General features: G+C 18.3%; 12 protein-coding genes and 2 pseudogenes. 4 read left to right on the top strand and 10 right to left on the bottom strand.

What is annotated here, in order from left to right:
* Window positions 1–105: 105 nt before the first annotated feature.
* Together NQK76_RS01755 and NQK76_RS01750 are read right to left on the bottom strand one after the other, a co-directional pair.
* Window positions 106–516, bottom strand: a pseudogene (locus NQK76_RS01755) (2,3-bisphosphoglycerate-independent phosphoglycerate mutase); the annotation flags it as partial.
* A gap of 304 nt (window positions 517–820) precedes the next feature.
* Window positions 821–1,347, bottom strand: a pseudogene (locus NQK76_RS01750) (DNA adenine methylase).
* Between the two features lie 782 nt (window positions 1,348–2,129).
* Here NQK76_RS01750 and NQK76_RS01745 point away from each other — a divergent pair.
* The gene (locus NQK76_RS01745; protein ID WP_004994672.1) at window positions 2,130–2,516 is read left to right on the top strand and encodes a hypothetical protein; all 387 of its coding nucleotides are present in this window, start codon (window positions 2,130–2,132) and stop codon (window positions 2,514–2,516) included.
* 413 nt (window positions 2,517–2,929) lie between these two features.
* A complete protein-coding gene (locus NQK76_RS01740; protein WP_255872682.1) occupies window positions 2,930–3,595 on the top strand; it encodes a hypothetical protein in 666 nt (221 codons plus the stop codon).
* A gap of 31 nt (window positions 3,596–3,626) precedes the next feature.
* On the opposite strand, the gene uvrB is transcribed toward NQK76_RS01740, so the two are convergent.
* The 6 genes from uvrB to NQK76_RS01710 all read right to left on the bottom strand — a co-directional run bounded on the left by uvrB (window position 3,627) and on the right by NQK76_RS01710 (window position 14,617).
* Window positions 3,627–5,594: an excinuclease ABC subunit UvrB gene (uvrB, locus tag NQK76_RS01735; protein ID WP_255872681.1), complete on the bottom strand. Its 1,968-nt coding sequence runs from the start codon at window positions 5,592–5,594 to the stop codon at window positions 3,627–3,629.
* On the bottom strand, window positions 5,584–8,427 hold the full coding sequence (uvrA, locus tag NQK76_RS01730; RefSeq protein ID WP_255872680.1) for an excinuclease ABC subunit UvrA: 2,844 nt from the start codon (window positions 8,425–8,427) through the stop codon (window positions 5,584–5,586). Before uvrA ends, uvrB begins: the two co-directional genes overlap by 11 nt.
* A gap of 47 nt (window positions 8,428–8,474) precedes the next feature.
* Entirely contained in the window at window positions 8,475–10,112 is a 1,638-nt protein-coding gene (gene uvrC, locus NQK76_RS01725) for an excinuclease ABC subunit UvrC (protein WP_004994668.1), read from the bottom strand.
* 549 nt (window positions 10,113–10,661) lie between these two features.
* Window positions 10,662–11,219 (bottom strand): hypothetical protein, encoded by a 558-nt coding sequence (locus NQK76_RS01720; RefSeq protein WP_213680347.1) that lies wholly within the window; start codon window positions 11,217–11,219, stop codon window positions 10,662–10,664.
* A gap of 904 nt (window positions 11,220–12,123) precedes the next feature.
* Window positions 12,124–12,945, bottom strand: coding sequence for a hypothetical protein (locus NQK76_RS01715; RefSeq protein WP_213680346.1), 822 nt, complete (start codon window positions 12,943–12,945; stop codon window positions 12,124–12,126).
* A 1,093-nt stretch (window positions 12,946–14,038) separates the two neighbouring features.
* Window positions 14,039–14,617 (bottom strand): hypothetical protein, encoded by a 579-nt coding sequence (locus NQK76_RS01710; protein WP_193622249.1) that lies wholly within the window; start codon window positions 14,615–14,617, stop codon window positions 14,039–14,041.
* A gap of 1,714 nt (window positions 14,618–16,331) precedes the next feature.
* Between NQK76_RS01710 and NQK76_RS01705 the strand changes: the two genes are divergently transcribed.
* A complete protein-coding gene (locus NQK76_RS01705) occupies window positions 16,332–16,829 on the top strand; it encodes a hypothetical protein (RefSeq protein WP_255872679.1) in 498 nt (165 codons plus the stop codon).
* 247 nt (window positions 16,830–17,076) lie between these two features.
* Window positions 17,077–18,831: a hypothetical protein gene (locus tag NQK76_RS01700; RefSeq protein WP_255872678.1), complete on the top strand. Its 1,755-nt coding sequence runs from the start codon at window positions 17,077–17,079 to the stop codon at window positions 18,829–18,831.
* 498 nt (window positions 18,832–19,329) lie between these two features.
* Here the strand turns inward: NQK76_RS01700 and NQK76_RS01695 are convergent, their stop codons facing one another.
* Both NQK76_RS01695 and NQK76_RS01690 read right to left on the bottom strand, forming a co-directional pair.
* On the bottom strand, window positions 19,330–20,001 hold the full coding sequence (locus tag NQK76_RS01695; RefSeq protein WP_255872677.1) for an SAV1803-related protein: 672 nt from the start codon (window positions 19,999–20,001) through the stop codon (window positions 19,330–19,332).
* 447 nt (window positions 20,002–20,448) lie between these two features.
* Complete coding sequence (locus NQK76_RS01690) at window positions 20,449–21,156, bottom strand: effector (protein ID WP_213680340.1); 708 nt, start codon at window positions 21,154–21,156, stop codon at window positions 20,449–20,451.
* Window positions 21,157–21,647 lie beyond the last annotated feature (491 nt).

The following is a 21,647-nucleotide window of genomic DNA, read 5'->3' as shown; positions in this document are numbered from 1 at the left end:
TTTTAAGAACTGCTGTAATTCACTATTCTTTCGTTTAATGAACCATTCTTATCCTTTCAGTGTTTATCTGCACTGGTGATTGGTTAAATCACTCGATATTTAGGCCTCTTTGGCGCCCATCGATAAAGCTTTAAAATGATCTAAATGCGAATGGACTCCTCCATCAGACACCAAACCCAATAAATGTAATTTACTTTTATTCGTTTTAACGTGTTGAATTACTTTTAAAAAACATTTATTTTCGAAAAAACTACCATCTTTAATTTTTCTATTAATATAAGTTAAAGATTGATGAACTACTCTACCAGCTCCTAAATTTAAATGCCCTACTTCACTATTACCCATTTGTTGAGCAGGTAATCCAACTGCTTCGCCTGAAGCTTGCAACATATTAGAAGGAAAATTAGAAAATAAATAATCTAAATAAGGAGTTTTAGCTTGCGCAACAGCATTACATTTTTGTTGCATTGATAAACCTAATCCGTCTAAAATAATTAATCCTACAAAATTCCGCATTTAATACCTCTTTATTTTATTTTTGGTTAATTATGAATTTATCACTGTAGACATCACCATCCTACCAAAATATAAAAAAGAATGTCAAATATTGCAAAATAATGAACTATTAAATGAAAACTAACAATTTTTAAACAAAAAAATCAAAAAATAATTTAATATAAATTTTGAAATTATATCTTGGTTTATATTTTTTTGATTTCTACTTATATATTTTTAAATCTGTAAAAAAAATCATTTAATAAATAATTTCGTTTTTTAAATCTTTTAAAAATAATAAATTTTTTATTTTTTGATGCTGTTTTTAATTTAAATTAAAATTAGTAATAATCATTTCATAAGTGTAATTTTTACGATTAGTTCTTTGATAATTAATAAATCGATCAACAGGAATTTTAATTAAATAAAAAGATTGATATAAAAAATTAATTAGAGTAGTATCGTGATTAGTTAATATCCATTTAACTCCTCTGACATGAGCCGCTTTTAAATTTTCGCATAATTCTTTTTGATGATCTTTATCAAATATTTCAATGCTATAACTATTAAAAGTTTTGGTGTCAGAATCATAAGGGGGGGCAAAAAAATAAAATCATTTTTTTGAGCTTGTGCAATAATTTTTTTATAATCATTGTGAAAAAAAGAAATTTTATTTTTATGATCTTTTAAAAAAGTAATTATCTTGTTTAAATTATTTTCATTGATAATATTAGATAAAGTAATTTTGTCTTTGCCATTAAAAGGAGTGTTAAATTTATTTTCGAAATTAACATGATATAAACCATTAAAACAAGTTTTATTAAGAAAAATAAAAAGAACAGTTTTTTGCACATCATCTAATAAAACTGGATTTTGACGACAAAAATTATAATAAAATTCTTTTTTTTCGTGATTTTAATTTTTCAACATGTTTTTTTAGTAACTCAAGCACATAAAAAGAATTATTTTTTAATGTTTGCCAAGCAATTATTAAGGTTTATCAGACAAATTAGCTTTTTGTGGTAATAAATATAAAAAACACTACCTCCCCCTAGAAAAGGTTCAAAATATGTATTATATTAAAAATTTATAATAATATTTAAAAAAGATAATAATTGACTTTTACCTCCTACCCATTTTATAAATGGTTTAATGCACTTTTTTCTTTCATTTTAATTACTTTATATACAATTAATCAATAAATTATTATTTAATTACCGTTTATTGTTTTTTATCATAATTATATTTATTTTGATAATCTATGCTTAATTAATTTAAATATTATAATTTTGGATATATAAGAATAAAAAGATCTTATTATTATTCGTAAAGTATAAATTAAAATATAAAAAAAGTGATTACTTAATAAGGTCAAAAAAATTACTTTCAATATGTATAATTTATAATTGATGGTTTTTCTGTAAAATAATAAAATATTATTGTAAATGAAAAATTTTATATATTTAAATGTTATCCATTTTTATATTAAAAATTAATTAATTTTAAATCGGCTTGTCAAAAATAATTTTTATTTTTTTATTGAAAAATTTTTAAAGTAATATAGAATATAAATTGTAAATTAGTTAGATTTAGTTTCTGATTGAAAACAAAAAAAGGGTATTATTTAAAAAAATATGCGAAGTTTATGGTATTTAACTTTTTTATTTATAGTTCTAAATATGTATAACTACCAAAATGTAGTTGTAGCTATGCCGCCAAGAGAGGAATTTATTGGCCAAACTAGAATTGTTCATGTATCTATTGGCAATATTAATATTTTAAAACAACATGCCATATTTAATAAATATTTCGATTGGAGTTTACAAAGCGCTCGTTATAATGAAGATTTAGAAGATTTCAGCATGATTTGGACAATTAAAGATCCAGACCCAAATTTATTAGGTGTTTTTTTTGATGGCGGAATTAGACATGGCCAAGATGATACATATAATTTGCAAGAATTAAAACATATGGGTAATGGCGCTAATAATATGTATTGTATATTTCTAAAAAATAATTAAATATTAATTTATAATTAGATTAAATATTAATTTTAATTAAGTTATCATTATATTTGCATTAAATGTGATAATAGATACAAAACATTTTAAAATGTACCTCCCGCTTTTGCAAATAAATATTTATCAATAAATAACAAAGATAAATTAATGACAACTTAAAGTTAATTTTTATTATTATCAGAAAAAATAATTTTAATATTTTTTTAAAATATTATTAAAGCCTAAATATTAGGAAAAATTTTTTATTTATTATTTACGGGAGGCTATCATTTTAATATGAAAAAATAAAAATAATTTTTTTAAAAAATTTAATATATTTATATTTAAAAAAATTATTAATATAATAACTTTAAAATTATTTTTATTTAATTAATTTTTAATTTATATCAATTTGGAAAAAGAAATAGATGATAATGAGTTTTAAAAAAAATTTTTCAACTTTTAATTTATGCATTTTATTGTTTATTATTATTTTTATTTTTTTAATAAAATATTTTTTTATGATAAAAAAAAGTGATTATATTAATTTATATTTATCGCAAATTTTGAAAAATGATATTGTCGAAACATCAAATAATACTGAAAAAAAAGAAAAAATTTCTTCAGATTTTTATAAATTTAAAATTAATTTAAAAGATTTAGAAACAATACAAAAATATATTTTTGAACAAAATTGTGATAAAACATTATCAATGGCAAACAATACTGAAGAAGAAGAAAAAATAATTAACAAAATAAAAAATCAATGGAGTTTTTTTTTAAAAGTTAAAATTAAAAGAGATAAAAATTATATTGATAATTTAGATTTTAAAATTAATAATTTAATGAACAAAGAAAAGTTAATAAGATCAAAAATTGAAACATTAGAAGATAAATTATCAAAAAAATCGAATGATATCGATAAAAACAGATCGTTATTAATAATTAATAATTTAAAAAAACAATATCAATTTAACCAAGAACGTTTTCAAAACTTCGAAAATATTAAATTTAATTTTGTTAAACATTCTAATGACACATTAGATAAACAAAAAGACAAATTACAAAAAAAATTATATTCTTTTTATGAATTAGAATAAATAAATTATAAAATTTATAATGTTAAAATCATTATAAAATGGAATTATTTTTATTAATTGAAATGATTAAATCTCTATAAAAAATGGCTTTATCAAAATCTAATTTTTTAACCGCTTCTTTCATTAATTTTTTTAATTTAATTAATTCTTTTTTAGTAACATTTTTAGGATTAAGATTGATTTCCTTCATAAAATCTTTTTGATGATTTTGACTAAAATTATTAATATTTATCTTTTTATTAATGATTTGAGGATTAACATGATATTTTTGATTATATTCTTGCTGAATAATTCGTCGTCTATTGGTTTCGGCAATAGCTATTTTCATAGCATCTGTAATGTTATCTGCATACATAATTACTTGGCCTTGAATATTGCGAGCAGCTCTACCAATTATTTGAATCAAACTACTTTCATTTCGTAAAAATCCAGCTTTGTCAGCGTCTAAAATAATCATTAAAGAAACTTCCGGTAAATCTAAACCTTCCCTTAATAAGTTAACTCCAATTAAACAATCATAAATTCCCATACGTAATTTTTGTAAAATTTGTAAACGTTGTAAAGCTGGAATTTTACTATGTAAAAAAGTCACTTTGATACCCATTTTTTTTAAATAAAAACTTAAATCTTCACTAAAATTAATGCTGATAGTAGTTACTAAAACTTTTTCATTTTTGATTTGGCGTTTTTTTATTTCTTCAAATAAATCATGCATTTGATTTTGAGTTGATCTAATTTCAATTTGAGGCTCTAAAATAAAAGTTGGCCTAATTATTTGCTCTACTATAGGAATATTTTTGTTTAATTCATACCTTCCTGGTGTTGCTGATAAATAAATGATTTTATCTATTTTTTGTTCAAATTCTTTAAATTTTAATGGTCTATTATCTAAAGCGCTAGGTAGACGAAACCCATATTGAATTAATTTTTGTTTCCGCGAGTAATCTCCAAAAAACATACCTTTAATTTGCGGAATAGTAATATGAGATTCATCAATAATAATTAAAAAATCTGAACCAAAATAATCAATTAAAGTAGTTGGAGGTTCCCCCTTTTTTTTTAAAGATATATGTCTTGAATAATTTTCAATACCCTTACAATAACCTAACTCTGTTAACATTTCTAGATCATATTTAGTTTTTGTTTCAATTTTTTGAGCTTCTAAAATTTGATTTTGGGATTTAAAGTATTTAATCTGTTTAGTTAATTCTATTTTAATTCTTTTAATGCTTTCTTTTAATTTTTTAGGATTAGTTGCATAAATAGAAGCAGGAAAAATGATCACTTTAGTTAATTCTTTAACAATAGTGCCATCTATCATATTTAAAATTTGAATATTTTGAATTTTATTATCTTCGAAAATTAAACGAATTGCTTCTTTTTTTAAATTAGAATTTATAAGATCCAAAATGTTACCATGAACACGAAAATTACCATTTTTTAATTGTAAATCATTTCTACAATATTGTAATTCTATTAATTTTTTAAATAATGCATCCATAGGATAGTTTTGATTTTGATGTAAATATAAAATAGAATTTTTATAATCTTCTATATCTCCAATTCCAAAAATACAAGATACAGATGATACTACAATAACATCATTATTATCAATTAAAGCGTTAATAGTATTATGACGTAATTCTACTATTTCTTCATTAATAATTTTTTCTTTTTCGATATAAACATCACGAGATACAACATAAGATTCTGGTTGGTAATAATCATAATAAGAAATAAAATATTCCACTTTATTTTCAGGAAACATTTCTTTTAATTCATTAAAAATTTGTCCCGCTAAAGTTTTATTATGAGCAATTATTAAAGTTTTTTTATTGAGTTGATTAATAATATTAGCAATGGTGAAAGTTTTTCCAGTACCTGTAGCACCTAAAATTATTTGCTCCTTTTCCCCTTTATAAAAATTATTTAATAATTCTTTAATAGCTTGAGGTTGATCACCACTCGGTTTATATAAACTTTTTAATTTAAATTTCATTATGAGATTTATCCCTTATTTTTTTTAAATATTGACCAGTATAACTATCCGGATTATTGATAATTTCTTCTATATCGCCTTTAGCTACAATATAACCACCATTTTTTCCTCCTTGAGGTCCTAAGTCGATTATATAATCAGCATTTTTAATAATATTTATATTATGTTCAATCATAATTACTGTATTTTGTTGATTAATTAATGTACGTATTAAAGACATTAATTTTTCAATTTCAAAAAAATGTAATCCTTTTGTCGGTTCATCCAATATATAAATATTTTTTGAAAAATAATTTTTATATATTTTTTTAATTAAAATCAATCTTTGTTTTTCGCCATCTGATAAATTATCTAATTTATTACCTAATTTTAAATAATTTAATCCTACGCTAATTAACAATTCTAAAACAATTTTAATTTTTTTATGATTATGAAAAAAAATATATGCTTCAGATATATTCATGTCATAAATATTAGCAATAGTTTGATTTTTATATCTAATAGTTAAGGTTTCAGAATTAAATCTTTTACCTTGACATTGATCACAGGTAATTATAATATTAGGTAAAAAACCCATAAAGATTTTTTTAACACCTTCTCCCTGACAAGCATGACAAAAAGCAGAAACAGAATTTAAAATAAAACGGCGTTTGTTATAACCTTTAGCTCTTGCTTCAGGAGATTGAGAAAATAAGTTACTAACAATTTCTGAAATTCCTAAATAATTAATTAAATGATATTTAATAATTTTATTAAAATTTGGCGATTCTATATGAATAATATCTTTGAAATTATTTTGATTTTCTGAAAAAATAACTTGATTAAAACCAGGTGTAATATTTGTAGAATTTTTAATTTTTTTTAAACCTTTATATATAACTTCATTAAGTAAAGTTGATTTTCCTGATCCAGAAAAACCAGTAATCACAACGAATATATTTAAAGGTATATCAATATTAATATTTTTTAAATTATTAACGCAAGCATTTCTTATTTGAATAACGTTTGTAGAAGATATTTTTGGTTTTATTATGTTTTCAAAAGAATAAATTTTTTTTAAATATTTACCTGTTAAACTATTTTTATCTTCTAAAATATTATTTATTTTTCCATAACTTACAATATTACCACCTTTATTACCAGCTTCAGGGCCTAAATCAATAATATAATCTGCAGATAATATAATTTCTTGATCATGTTCTATAATTAATACAGTATTACCTAGATTTACTAATTGACGTAAAATCTTGATTAGTTGAATATTATTATATGGATGTAGACCGACAGATGGTTCATCAATGATATAAATAACTCCTGTTAATCGAGAAGCAAGCTGATTAATTAATTTAATTCTTTGTATTTCGCCCCCGGATAAAGAACTAATGTTTCGATTTAAATTTAAATATTCTAAACCTAATTTTTTTAATAAATTTAAACGTTTCTTAATAGCTATCAAGGCATCTTGGGTATTGATTTTCGCTATCGAATTTAATGTTATATTTTCTAGAAAATTTAATAATTCATTAACAGTTAAATTGGTTAATTCATAAATATTTTTGTTATTAATTTGATAAGATAAAGCATATTTATTTAATCTAGCTCCAGAACAATCAGGACATACAGTTAAAGATTTAAATTGATTTAACCAATTTTGAATATTATCATAATTAGCAAAATTTGTTTGATAATATTCTAGAATAGGAATAATTCCGATAGGGAATTTTAAACTTTCATTAGGTAATTTATCAGGACCATATAATAAAATATTAATGATAAATTTATTCATTTGGTTTAAAGGCAAATTAACGTCAATTTTATATGTATCTAAAAAAACTTTTAATTTGTCTTGAATATTTTCTGTCGGATTATTTTGTTGTTCAAAAGGCAATATAGCTCCATCCAAAATAGATTTATTTTGATCTAAAATTAATTTTTCATCAAAAATCATTATACTGCCTAAACCTTTACAATGATTACAAATTCCTCTTTTTTTATAAAAAGAAAATAAATTCATTTTATTTTCTAATTGAGTTAAAGAGTTTTTGCCATCATTATAATCTAAATCAAAAGATATTATTTGTTGATTTGGTAACATAATTAATATTTTCTGTTTATTAAATTTTATAGCTAATTCTAAAGAAGAAATTAAACGTGTTTTTATTTGATGGTTTATAGTTAAATGATCAATAATTATAAAAATATTATTTATTTCATTTATTTCTAAATAATCAATTTCTTTAATGTTATTAAAGGTAAAAAAATTGTTATTAATTAAAAAACGATTAAAACCTTCTTTTATTAACTTTAAAATGATTGAATGAAATATCTTTTTTTGATTATCATGTAATGGAGATAAAATTATAATTTTTTTGTTGTTAAAAAAATTTAATAATTTATTCATTATTTGTTCTATATTATATTTTTGATAAGGTTGATTATTTTGTATATCGTAATAAACACCTATATGCGCATAAATTAATTGTAAATAATGATAAATTTCTGTAATAGTGCCAACAGTATCTTTAGAATTATTAACAATTTTTTTTTTTTCAATATTGATTACTGGAGCTAAACCTGAAATACAATTAATATTAGGTTTTTTTGCAAATTGAAAAAATTTACGATCATAAAAATTTAAAGACTCTAAATAAATTCTTTTACCTTCTTGATATAAAATATTTTGAACTAAAGAAGTTTTTCCAGAACCTGAAATACCAGTAAAAACTACTAACTTAAATTTGGGAATTTCAACATCGATATTTTTTAAATTATTTTCTCGAGCACCTTTAATTATAATTTTATCCTGTAAATAACTAAAATTTTGATTATCCATAAATATCCTTTATAAAATGTAAAATTTAAATATTTTTTAATTTTAAATTAAATAAGATTGCCAATATTTTCTTGATTATTGATTTTTCTGTGAAAATTGATAGTAAAATTATGAACTTCTTCACTTAAAAAAAATAAAAAACGAAATAAAAAACTTTTTTTATTTAATAAAATCTCTTTATTAGATAAAATTAAACTTTCTAATTGATGTTTATTATTTTTTTTTAAAGCACCTAAATTAAATTCCTTTATGAAATTTTTTAAAATTTTTTGACTAATATTGAATTGCCCTATGCCACCATCAACTAAAATTAAATCCGGAAGGGGCAAATTAAGATTAATTAATTTTTGATATCGGCGTTCAATAGCTTCTGCTAAAGAATTATATTCATTTGGGTAAATTTGTTTAATACGGAAAGCACAATAAGATTTTTTTTGTAATTGATAATTTTTAAACACAATAATGCCGCTCACAAAACATTTACCAAAAGAATGCGAAATATCAAAAACTTCAATATGATTAATATTTTTTTGATACAATTTTGATAATTCACTTAAAGCTATTGTTGTAGCTTCTAATTTAGCGCTATATAATAAATTATATTTATTTAAATTTTCTTCTGCGTTTTTTTGAGCTAATTCTTTTATTTGTTTTTCTTCTGTGTTAAATTTTACTGAAAACTTAGTATTAATTATTTTTTTTATTTCGGGTTTTTTCGTAATTAAATCCGGATTTAAAATAATTTTTTTAGGTAATAAATTGTTTTGATAATATAAATGTAAATAAGTAATCATATTATCAATGGGATCATCGATATATTCCGATACTATCTGATAATGTTCTTGAATTTTTCCTTGATACATTTTGAAAATATACAAAGAAATTTCATTTTTATTAAAACAAAAACCAATAATATCGCAGCTTAGATTAGTTTTTAATTCAATAAATTGTTTAATAGTAATATTGTTTAAATGTTCTAAAATTTTTTGATATTCTTGTGCTTTTTCAAAATTTAATGTTTTAATAGCTTGTTTAATTTCATTTTTAATTTTGTTAAAAATATTTTTATTTTTTCCTTGTAAAAAATCATTAATTCCTCTAATATTCAAAGAATAATCAATATATTTATTATTAGGACAACAAGGACCTAAACATTCATTAATTTGATAATAATGACAAGGTTTTTTAGAAATCGGTTGACAACGTCTTAAAGGATAAATTTTATGCAATAAACGTACTGTTTCTTTCATGCTATTATTATATGGATAAGGACCAAATACTCTAGTTTTTTCAGGAACTTTTTTATAATAAGAAATTTTTAAACGGGGGTGTTTTTCGTTAGTAATTTCAATATAAGCATAATTTTTATCATCTAACAGTTTAAAATTGTATTTCGGTATATGTTTTTTAATTAAATTAGCTTCTAATATAAAAGCTTCTACTTCATTATGAGTAATAATATATTCTACATCGCATATTTCTTGAATTAAATTACTAGTTTTTGAATTATGATTCTTTAAATAAAAATAACTTTTAATTCTTGAAAATAAATTCTTGGCTTTTCCGATATAAATAATATTATTATAACAATTTTTAAATAAGTAACAACCAGGTTTTCGAGGCAAATTATTAATTTTAGTTAATAAAAGAACATTAATTTTATTTTTTGTTATTTTTAAAGACATATTTCGTTTAATAACCATATTTAAATATTTTTTAGAAAATTAAATAATTTTAAATTATCCATCCTATTTATTGATTTAAATAGTTTTTTACTAAAAAAGGCACCATATACAGATGCCAATTTAATTTATTTTAAAATAAAAAATATTTAGTAATTTTGTTGAATTTAATATTAACCTTATAATAACTGAAAAACAATAAAAAGGCAAGTTTTATTATTAACATAATTTCATATAGGTGTTATTTTTGTTATAAATCAAGGTATATTAAATTTAATTTTTGGTAATTGTTAGTGATAATAAAATCACGAAAATAAAAAAATTTTTCTATATTTATTTTACATTTTAAAATATTTTTTAAAAAAATTAATAATATTTTATTTATTATTTTTTATAATATTTTGATATTTTAATTTTTAAAAAAAATTAATAATAAAAAATAAAAATCCCCTTTTTTTGCATCAGAAAAGGGATTTTTATGTTAAAAATAATATTTATTACAAATTATTTATAGTATATATAAATTAATATTATTTTAAATTGGCAATTTCTTTATATATTATTTATTTGATTTTGATAATTGTACATTTGATTTTTAATAAGCATCATTTGTTGTCGATTTTGATCGATTTTGATTTGAATATTTCGTAATTTATTAATTTGCGTTTGATTAACATAAAAGTCCATAATATCTATAGATTCCATCATTTTTTGTATTAATGATGAATGTTTTCTTTCTAATTCGATTATTGTCATTTTATTATCCAAAACTCTTAATATTAGTTCTTGAAAATGTATTTTTTTTCTTTGAATAGTTGTTATTTTGTTATGTATTTCGGTAATTTCTTTTAATAAATGATTAACATCTATATCTTGGAAATTATTCAAAATATTATTAATTTGTTGGTTTATAGCATTATATTGTAATAATAAATTTTCTAATTCATTAAATTCATGGATATTAACATCCTGAATAACATAATTATTTTGGTATAAATTATTATTATTCATTGCTATAACTTGGTTATTATTAGAAATACATAAAAATCCAAAACCAACAATAAATAAAGTTGAATAAAATAAAGTTAATTTGATTTTTAATTGCAACATAAAAAATTTATACCCCTTGTTATTTAAATTTTAACTAAATATTTTATATAGAGATAGTTAACTTTAGAAAAGGATTTATTTGGGGGGGGTATTTATTATAATTATTTTTAATTTGTTAATTCAATATCCCTTTTTAATATTGCTAATGATTTTTGTAGATAATTACAAATAAATATATTAATATTATATAATATAATTAAATATTTTAAATAAATTAATATAACATAACTATTAAAAATCTTATTTAATTTTCATGATAATTTTGATATTTTTTAAAACATTTCATCGCTTATTATATTTATTGATTTGGTAATATTTTTCATTTAAATGTTTTTTATCTTATTTTTTATTATGAAAATAATTTTTTTTTAATATTTTAGTATTATTTTATAATTATTTATTTTATTAAATATTTAATATTTTTTAATTTTAAAGCGTTTTATAATCGACTTTTTGACATTCTTCCTTTATAAACTTTTTGAATTTAACTAAGTTATATTCGATACTCTATATTTATAAATTTATTATAAATTATTTCAATTACTAAATTAAAATTTTTTAATTAGATTAATAAATGATATAAAAATAAAATTAAAAATTTACTTTGCTAACTATCAAAGTAACTTGATAACTTTATACATATTAAATTTTTTATTTCTTATAAAAAAATAATAAAGATTAACTTTTAAAGTTAATCTGAATAATTAATTATTAATAAATTATTTAGCATTAAAACTCAAATATAAAATTCAAATAATAATATAATAATTTAATGATTTTATTTTTTTTATTAATTTTTAAGACATAACAAAAAAATATATATTTCGTATTTGTTTAAGAATTAAAAAATAATTAAATTAAAAATAACTATCCTTTATATATTAAATTTAATATGTTTTTATTTTTAATTTTGATTAGATTTTGAATTTATATATAAATCTTTAAATATAAAAAAATTTTGCATATAAAGTTGAAATTTTTGATTTAATAAGGAATTTAATTTTATATATTGATCCTGGTATAATTTTATTTTTTGATGCACTATTATTTCAAGATTTTGTAAATTTTGTTTTTCTAATCTAATGGAACTTATTTGTTTTAAGGTTGATTCTTTTTGTGCTATTAATTTTGCGATTTGTTTTTCTATATTATTAATTTCTTGATTATTATAAACAGTTATACCTTGTGTTTGTAATTCGCTTTTTTTATTTTGTTGTTGTATTTTTTTAATATTTATATTATTGTTAATTTCTTTTCGATTTTCTTGTAATTTTTCAATTTTTTGCTCTAATGAATTTATTGTGATAGGGATAAAATCTAATTTATTTTTAAGTTTTATAATTTCATTCTGATAATCTTCTATTGAATTATTAATATAATTTAATTCTGATATATATATTAAAAATAATTTTTTAATATATTGAATTTCTGGTTTATCTTGTTCAGTAATATTATCTAAAAATTCATTTATACTCTTATAATCTTTTGAAAAAATATAAGATTTAACATTTCCAGAATTGTCATAATTATTAATTTTTAATTCAGATGAAAATAAATTTTGAGATAAATTAAGTTGTTTTAATTGATCAGAAGATAAATGAGATTTTTGATAAGATTGATTTTTTGATTTTAATAAATCAATATTAGTTAAAATTATCAATAATAATATTATTGAAATAATAATTACAAATATTAATTTTTTTTTTGATAATTTAATAAATTTCATATTTGTTTCCTTTTAAAAAAATTTTTATTAATTTTCAAGATATTAATCCCCGGGTTAAATATATTTAATTTATTGATCAAAGTTTATTAATTTTTTAGTTAATAAAAATGAAAATTATAATTTAATATTTTAATTGTTTTAAACATGGTATTTTTTCATTATTTATAATTAAAAGCTATTGTTAAAAATTAAAATTTTATTATTAATATAATTTTAGCTTTGATAGGATGTCACTTTAATACTTTATTAACAATTGACATATAATTAATATTTTTTGTTAATTTATTGATATAGTCATATACAAATATACTATTATATTTGGATAAATTTTTTTAATAATTTATTAATATAAAATTTAATATTAAATATTAATTTTTTAATAATTAATATTTCTTAGATTAATTAAGGTTGTATTATTATTGGGAAATTATCCTAATTTAACTATATCTATTCACTATTTTAATCAATTTATTTGACTACTATACTTTTTAAAATTTTAAATTTAAAAAAATTGATTGCATTTTGTTGTATTTTAATAGCACATTTTTATTTAAATCTCTGAATATAACTTTTTGTTTATTATTTTAAAGATTAACGATCATTTTATAATGTTTTTTTATAATATTTTTTTACTTTTAGGATTATTACTAATTGCTTATATCGCAAATATCTAATAAAACCTGCTAATTAATCCAATTCTTATTAATAGTTATCTAATTATTGGGTTATATTTTAGTTAAATACGAAAATTATTGTTTAAAAAAATTAATAAAATTAATTATATATTGAAGACTTTAAAAAATAAATTAAAATTATAATAATTAATTTTTAATCAAAATATAACAAATTTAATTAACCAATTTAATTTAAAATACATAAAATAATCCAGAACTATTTTTATGTTATAAAAATAATTTGGATTTGTTTTTTAATACTATTTTACATCATCTCTTTAATTTAACTAGAATATAAATAATTAAATTTAATTAGTAAAAAAATATAAAAGTAAATTTTGAAAAATAAAATTAGTAATTTAAGATTAAAAATAATCCGAATTAATATTTAAAATAAATATATTTGTTAGTTAAAACTATTAATTTTCGATAGTTATAGTTATATTATTATTGTATTGGCTTAATTCGTATAGTACCAAATGATAAATAGATTTAGCTTGTTCTAAGTCAATTTTATCTTTTTTTATTGTTTTTATTTGAATCTTAATATTTTTTATTTCTTCTGCTAATTGTGATTGTTTTTTTCTAAGATGGTGAATTTGTTGTTGCAGTGGCGTTAAAGAATCTACTTTAAAAGTAGAAATTTTATTTTGAATTAACGTTTGTTGTTTTTTATTTAATGAATTTGTTATTTGACTTATTTTTTGGTTAATTTCTTCTAATTTTTTATAATTATGCACAAATTGTTCATTCAAATTATAATTTTTTGTTTGACATTTTTTTAATTCATCATCGATTGTATGAATTTTATTCTGAAGTTGCAAATAAATTTTTTCTATAAAATCTAATAAATTTTTATCTTTAAAATTTTGTGAATTTTCTTTGATTGTATATTTTTGATCGCTAACATTGATTTCAGAATTTTTTTGTATTTGTATTTTTTGTTGATCTAATTTATTTTTTAAGTTATTGTGTATTAAAAAAATATTTTTAAACATTAAAATATACCATAATACTACAATAATAATAAGGAAAAATATTTTTTTTATTTTCGCCATATTCAAGTTTTTTTCGAATTTTTTAACTATTCTAATCAGAATTAAAATAAAAATTTATTGATAATTATAACATAAAATGTTTAAAATATTTAAATTAAATTTTGCTTTTTAAAATTTATTTTGGTAAAATTGATTTATTAAAAATAAAAATATATAAGAAGATAATTTATTTTTAATAATGAATATTAAATTAATGAAAAATTAAATAATTCTTAATATTAAGTATTAATTAATATTAAATGCAAAAATTTTATATATTTATAATTTTGTGTTTATTATTAAAATTATATTTTTAAAATATGGACAATTACAAATATTAACGATTTATATAATTTCATAAATAAAAATAAATTTTTGTTCAACATATAAAAATATTTAATATTTTTTTAAATACAAAAATAAAATTAAAAAGAGTTTTTAACATAAAATGGCCAAATAAAAAAATAGTATTTTAATTTAATATTTTTTTATTTAGCTTTTTATTGGTATTATTATTTTTATATTATGAAAATGCCATCGAACACAACAATAAATATTAACTAATAAAAAAATTAATAAGGTTTTTTGTTAATGAAGGATGATAAATAAAAATTAATAATTAAATTAAAATTTTTTTACATAAGTAATATAAAAAAATTTTTTAATTCAATTTTTTATGATTAGGCAACAAAATATAATTAATAATAAAAAAATTTGTCAATTTTTTTAATTTTTAAATTTAAAACAATATATTTTGATTTTAATCACAATGTTTTTAGCTTCTTTTTTATAAAATAAAATTAATATAATTAAAAATATTGATAATACCATAAAATAATTGCCAAAAAGTGTAGTAATTAATTTATAAAAATAAATAAAAAATTGGAATTGATTGATATAAAAAATTTATTTATTCCAAGAAATAATTATATTTAATAAAATTTATTATAAATGGATTTTGGTTAGCTTCTTTATTAATTAATAAAATATTATCCAATTAAATTTATTATTAATTAATTTATTTTTGGATAATTTTAACGATTTATATTAAATTTCGCGTTATAAAATTTATTCTATCTTTTATATTTTAAAATTAATTATTATTTATTGCATTAACTTAAGAATAGAATTATAAAAATTACTGGATTTTGAAATTATTAACTATTTTTTCATATTTTTTTTTGATAAAAATTTGTTCAATTTTTTTTAAAATTGTAAAATTTTTTTATTATTAAAATATTTATTTTTAATATTTATTCGTGATTTTTTCTAAATATATAAAATTAAATTTTAACATTTTATTGAAATACTAAAAATTCATATTAACTAATTAATTCCAACTAAAAAAGTATTATCTAGTTATATTTATCATTAAATGTGATATTTTTTCTTTATTTTTATCAAAAATATTTTTTAAATAAAGATCATAATACTAATAAAAAAGAAATAAAATTTACTTTTTGTTAATAAATATATAAATAATATTTGAATAATTTTTTTCAAAAAACAAATTATTTAAATTAAAACAAATATTTTAAGGTTAATTTTTTATAAAAATTATTATATATATAATAATTTATCGTCTTAAAATAATGAGTAAATAATCATTAATATTAAAAATATTAAAAATTCATTAAATCAATAGAATTATTTTATTATAGGTTAGGTTATAAAAATGAAAAAAACAAAAAAAACAAAAAATAATAAAACATTATTATATTTGATTAATTTTATTTATTTAATATTTATCACAACAATGTTAATTATAATTTATGTTTCTTTAAACATACAAATTAAAAAAACAATAACAAAAACAGAAAATGAATTTAAATCTTTAAATAATAAATTAAATAAAATCAAAAATAATCAATTTATTAAAAATTATAATGAAAAAACACAAATCCAAGATCAACTAAATTACGAAACCAATAGTAATACAGAAATAAAAGATTCACAAATGCTTAATACTGAAGTTGATAAAACGAAGGATAATGATAAATCAAAAGAATTATTATCGGAATCATCAGATAAAGAAAATAATGATTCACCAAAAAAAGAAAATTATGATTCATCAGATAGTGAAACTTATGATTCATTAGATAGTGATAGTGAAACTTATGATTCATTAGATAGTGATAGTGAAACTTATGATTCATTAGTTATGATTCATTAGATAATGAAGTTTATGATTCATCTAGTGAAATTAATTTCATATTAAATTAATTTTATAAATTATGAATCCATATTTTTCAATTTGATGGATTTTTATTTTTGTCTTTAGTATAATATACATTAAAGTTATAATAAAAATTTATTATTTATTTTTAAGAACAACATATATTAACGAAAATTCCTTTTTAGATGATAAAAAAAGATAGCTATTTATAAATAAAGATAGCGGAAATGGAATTTTAAAATTAATGTTATTAAATGATAGTATTGTTCCTGAAAAACAATTAATTCATTTGTTACAAAAATATGCTAAACATTCGCGAACATTTCATTATATTCAAGAATCTATTTGCAGTTTAATTACTTTTAAATATTTGTCATACCAATATGAACAAAAACATTTATATGAAGATTCTCAGGATACGAATATTAGTAATCATTTTATTTTACCTGTAAATTTATTTTGGTCTTTTTTGGTTAACCAATTAATAAATAAAAAATTAACCGAAGCAGAATTAATTGATAACTTACATGAAGCTTTTTATAATATTGATATTTCTAATAACAATAAATATCAATATTTATTTAGAGAAATAAATTTATATAAAAATAATTTGGTTTTATTAGACCCTAATTTTATTTCGAATATAATGTTGATTATTAATCAAATACCGATTCATAATTTAAACCAATTATTTCAATATATTATCGAAGAACATCAAAAACAAAAAAATAGTACTAATAAAAAGATTCTAAATTTAGATTTTTTTAATCATTTAATACCTGAATTAGTTAGATCAGAATTATTAATAAATGCCAATATTTATGATATGACTTGTGATAATGATTTGGGATTAATATTAAATAAAATTGTTACCGCATTAGAAATACATCATAATCAAAATTTTAAAGGTAATATATATGGTGGTTGTATTATCTCAGATTATAATAATAATTTATTTACCCGTTATCGTCCTATAGGTTTTAGTTTAGCTCGTATGAATTTATTATTAAAAAATCAAGAATTACTTTGTGTTGATGTCGAAAATAAAAAATTTTGTTTTCCAACATTAGATTTAATTATTTGTGATGGTAATACATTATCCAAATATTATGAAAATCATTACCAAGAATTTTTACATAACGAAAAAAGAAGAGAAATTTTTCAAAAAAATATTTATCCAATGATGTTAAATTCATTATCCTCTAAAGGTAAAATTATTATATTTGGTGATGAAAATATCTTGAGTTCTTTAAATAAAGATTTCGAATATCATCAAAATATAATTAGGCTAAAATCTGGTCAACATGTAGATTTAATAATTAAATTATTAGAAAATGGTTTTTTTCGTTCTCTATTCAGATCAAATGATTTTGAATATGATTATTTACTTTTATTACAAAAAAATAAAAATTTTTATGAAAAAGATATTTTTGGTATTAATTTAAATTTAACAAATCACAAATTATCAAATAATAATAATCTTCAAGATCGATCTTATTCTCCTTTAATAAAAAAAGTTATCCGTAATTATTCTTTGCGTAAACCTAATCTTAATAATTCTAATTTTAAATATTCTTTTGATGAAATTTTAAAAAAATTTTATTATAAATATCTTTTTAAGACTAATAATTTTGTTTCATTTAATGATATAATTTTAATTAATTCTACTCAATTTTCGGATAAATTTCTATATTTTTACAACCATTCTAAAAGATGGTTAAAAATTATTCTTGATCTATTTTTTCTATATTTTTTAGGAAAAATTATTTTAAAATTATTAAATGCAACCAGTATTATAATTCCGTTTATAAAAAATTATTGGTCTACTTTAATTCTGGGAGGTCCATTGATTATTTATTTATTTTCATCATTAACTGTAATGTCGAAAAATATTAAAAAATATTTAATCAAAATAATGGCAATTCCCAATTGGCAATTTTTATTCTTAATAAATATGATTTTTTATCTTATATTAAATTGGGAATCTTATATTAAATAAAATTAATTGAAAAATGAATATTTTCTTAGTTAATTTATTATTTAACAGTAAAAATTTTCTGTTTTTATATGAATTAATTATTATCGAAGACATTGGTAAACCTAAATATTTTTCCATATTTTTAATCTATTATGCTAATTAATTTATCACTTTGCGGAAATCACTTTTGAGAACAATTTAAATCCTTTGAAAAAAAATTATTTAAGGTTTGCTAATATTAAAAAAATTAAATTTTAATTTTTAAAATTTTTAAATAATTTTTGTAAAGTTAGAATTATTCTGAAATATTTTGAGAAAAAGAAGAATTTTTTTAATTTTTAAAACACAAAAGACTAACTATCAAGTTAGTCTTAAAGAGTTTTTTAAAAATTAAAAAGTGTCTAAACTTTGGAACACCTAAAAAATTTACCAGGATTAAATAATAAATAATGGTTTAGTTTTTTTGTTTATAAACCCGGTTTTACTCAATATTTTATCAAGATTTAATTATGTGTAAAACTATAAAAAATCTACGGAATTGAAAAAATTATTTTTTTTGAAAAAAATGGTTTGAGCCGCTTTACGTTTATAATTTTGATATTGCCAAGCATTATCAAAATGAATTTTTTTTAATTCATTTAACAATATTTTAGCTCCATTTTTTTCTACATCAATTTGTAATGGGTTAGTTGAATGATCCCAAATTTTACAATGAAACAAAAAATGTTCTAGTAAATTACAATAAACCAAATTATACCCCATCTGATAACTAAAAGGAGCTTGTTGAGCAAATTCAGGATTAGATAATCCTTTCATTTCATTTTCTTTAATATGATGTATTTGTAAACCTTCTGAAGATCTTTTAATATATTCATTTATTTGAGTACATGTCCGGTTCAAGAAATAGTTTCCAAGAACTTCTCCATATTTATCTAATAAAATTTCAATTATTTGATTATATGTTAAAAGCATCATATAAGGAATACTAAATTCTATTTGATTGTTTTTATTTTTTTGGTAGTGTACTTGAATTAAAATATTTTCAATGTCTTCCGAATGTTTTAAGATTATTTTTATTTTTTCAATAGAACATGATTTAAACTTGTTAGATAATACAAAACTATCATTTTTTTGTAATTCATAATAAATAGAAGGATAGCGAACTCGAAGACTTTCATATATTTTGTTCATCAATGACAAATTTCAAGTAAATATCATTTTGAAATTTTATTTCAAGCATAATAATTGATTTATTTCAGGATTATTATTGATTTTTTTGTCATTAATTTTTGAATTATTTGTGTTTTTCTAAATTTAAATAATATTACATTGATGTTATATTATCTCATATGATAATTTTAGTAAATAAGAAGAAAAAATTAATCAAAATCAAAGATAAATATGATATTTATTTATTCGAATTTGTCAGTTAATAAAAATAGATTATCAGCATTTCTATAGTCTAGATTTATCTATTTGATATCTATTACAAAATTTTCTTCTCTAAATCAAAAAAATAAGTTTATTAATGATAAATTTAATAACTTTTTTATTTTAGTTTCCTCTGAATTATTTGGTTGCTAGTAGTGTACAAAAAAGAGATTATCTTCTTATATTTTTGGCTTCTTAGTTTATTGTTTACTCTTGTTTTTCAGGAATCGTTATTAATTTTTTAGTGTTGATCAACTGCTGGCGATGGGTTAGTTTGCTTAAAGTTTGGGATTCCGGGTAACCGCTTAAATTGTATAGTGTTTCATAATAAATATTTTTAGCTTTTGCCAATTCAATTATTTTTATTTTTGTCTGTTGAATTTGATCTTTTTTGGCTTGTATTATTTTTTTCATGTCATCATGTTTTTGTTTCAATTCTTGAAGATGTTGCTCTTCTATCATTAAAGAAGATTTTTTAAAAGAATAAATTTTATGTTCTATTAATGTTTTTTTTTGCAAATCTAATTCTTTTGTGATTTGGACTATTTTGTTATTAAAAATTTTTTCTAAATTTTTATAATGACGTAACTCTTTATTTAAATTCAAAGAATCTTTTTGATATAAATTTAACTCTTTATCAATTTTTTCAACTTTATTTTGATATTTTATATAAATTTTTTCTATAAAACGTAATAAATGATAATATTTATTTAAAATTTTTAAGTTTTCTTCTTTTTTAGATTCAGATTTTGGTTGTCTTTGAAGTATTTTAGGAATATGAGCTAAATTATGATTTTGAAGATGATTAAAAATAAAAAAATTATTTTTTTTAACAGTTAAAAGATAATAAAATATTGAAATAAAAATAAGTAATAAAAATATTATTAAGAATTTTTTGTTTATTATTTTATTCATTTTTAAATTATTTCATTTCTAATGAAAATTGCTTTCTGTTAAAAATTTTAACATAAAAAAATAATAAAACCTATCTTTATAAATAATAATTTATCTTATTAATATTAAAAATATAATTAAATTAATAAATATTTTGTTTGTTTTACTTTTTTAATTTATTAAGTTATATTAATAATTAATTATTATTTGACAATAATTAGTTAATATTTTATTAAAAAGATTTTAAAATTGATAAATAAACATAATTTATTTCTAATAGAATCAAAAATAATTATTTTTTTAACCTCAAATAGAATTTTTAAAAATCAAATTTAATTTTTCAAAAAAAAAAAAAAAAAAAAAAAAAAAAAATATACAATTAATATTAAAATATAAATAGCTAATTTAAATATATTTATACAGTCTTATAAATCGAGGAATAAAAAAACAATAAAAAGTGTGATAGACAATGGTTTTAGGAAAAAATAAATTAAGTTTATTAAAATTATTTT

The organism is Candidatus Phytoplasma australasiaticum subsp. ipomoeae (assembly GCF_024425275.1).
GTDB classification, from domain to species: domain Bacteria; phylum Bacillota_I; class Bacilli_A; order Acholeplasmatales; family Acholeplasmataceae; genus Phytoplasma; species Phytoplasma australasiaticum.
This window is presented reverse-complemented; position numbering and strand designations above follow the sequence as displayed.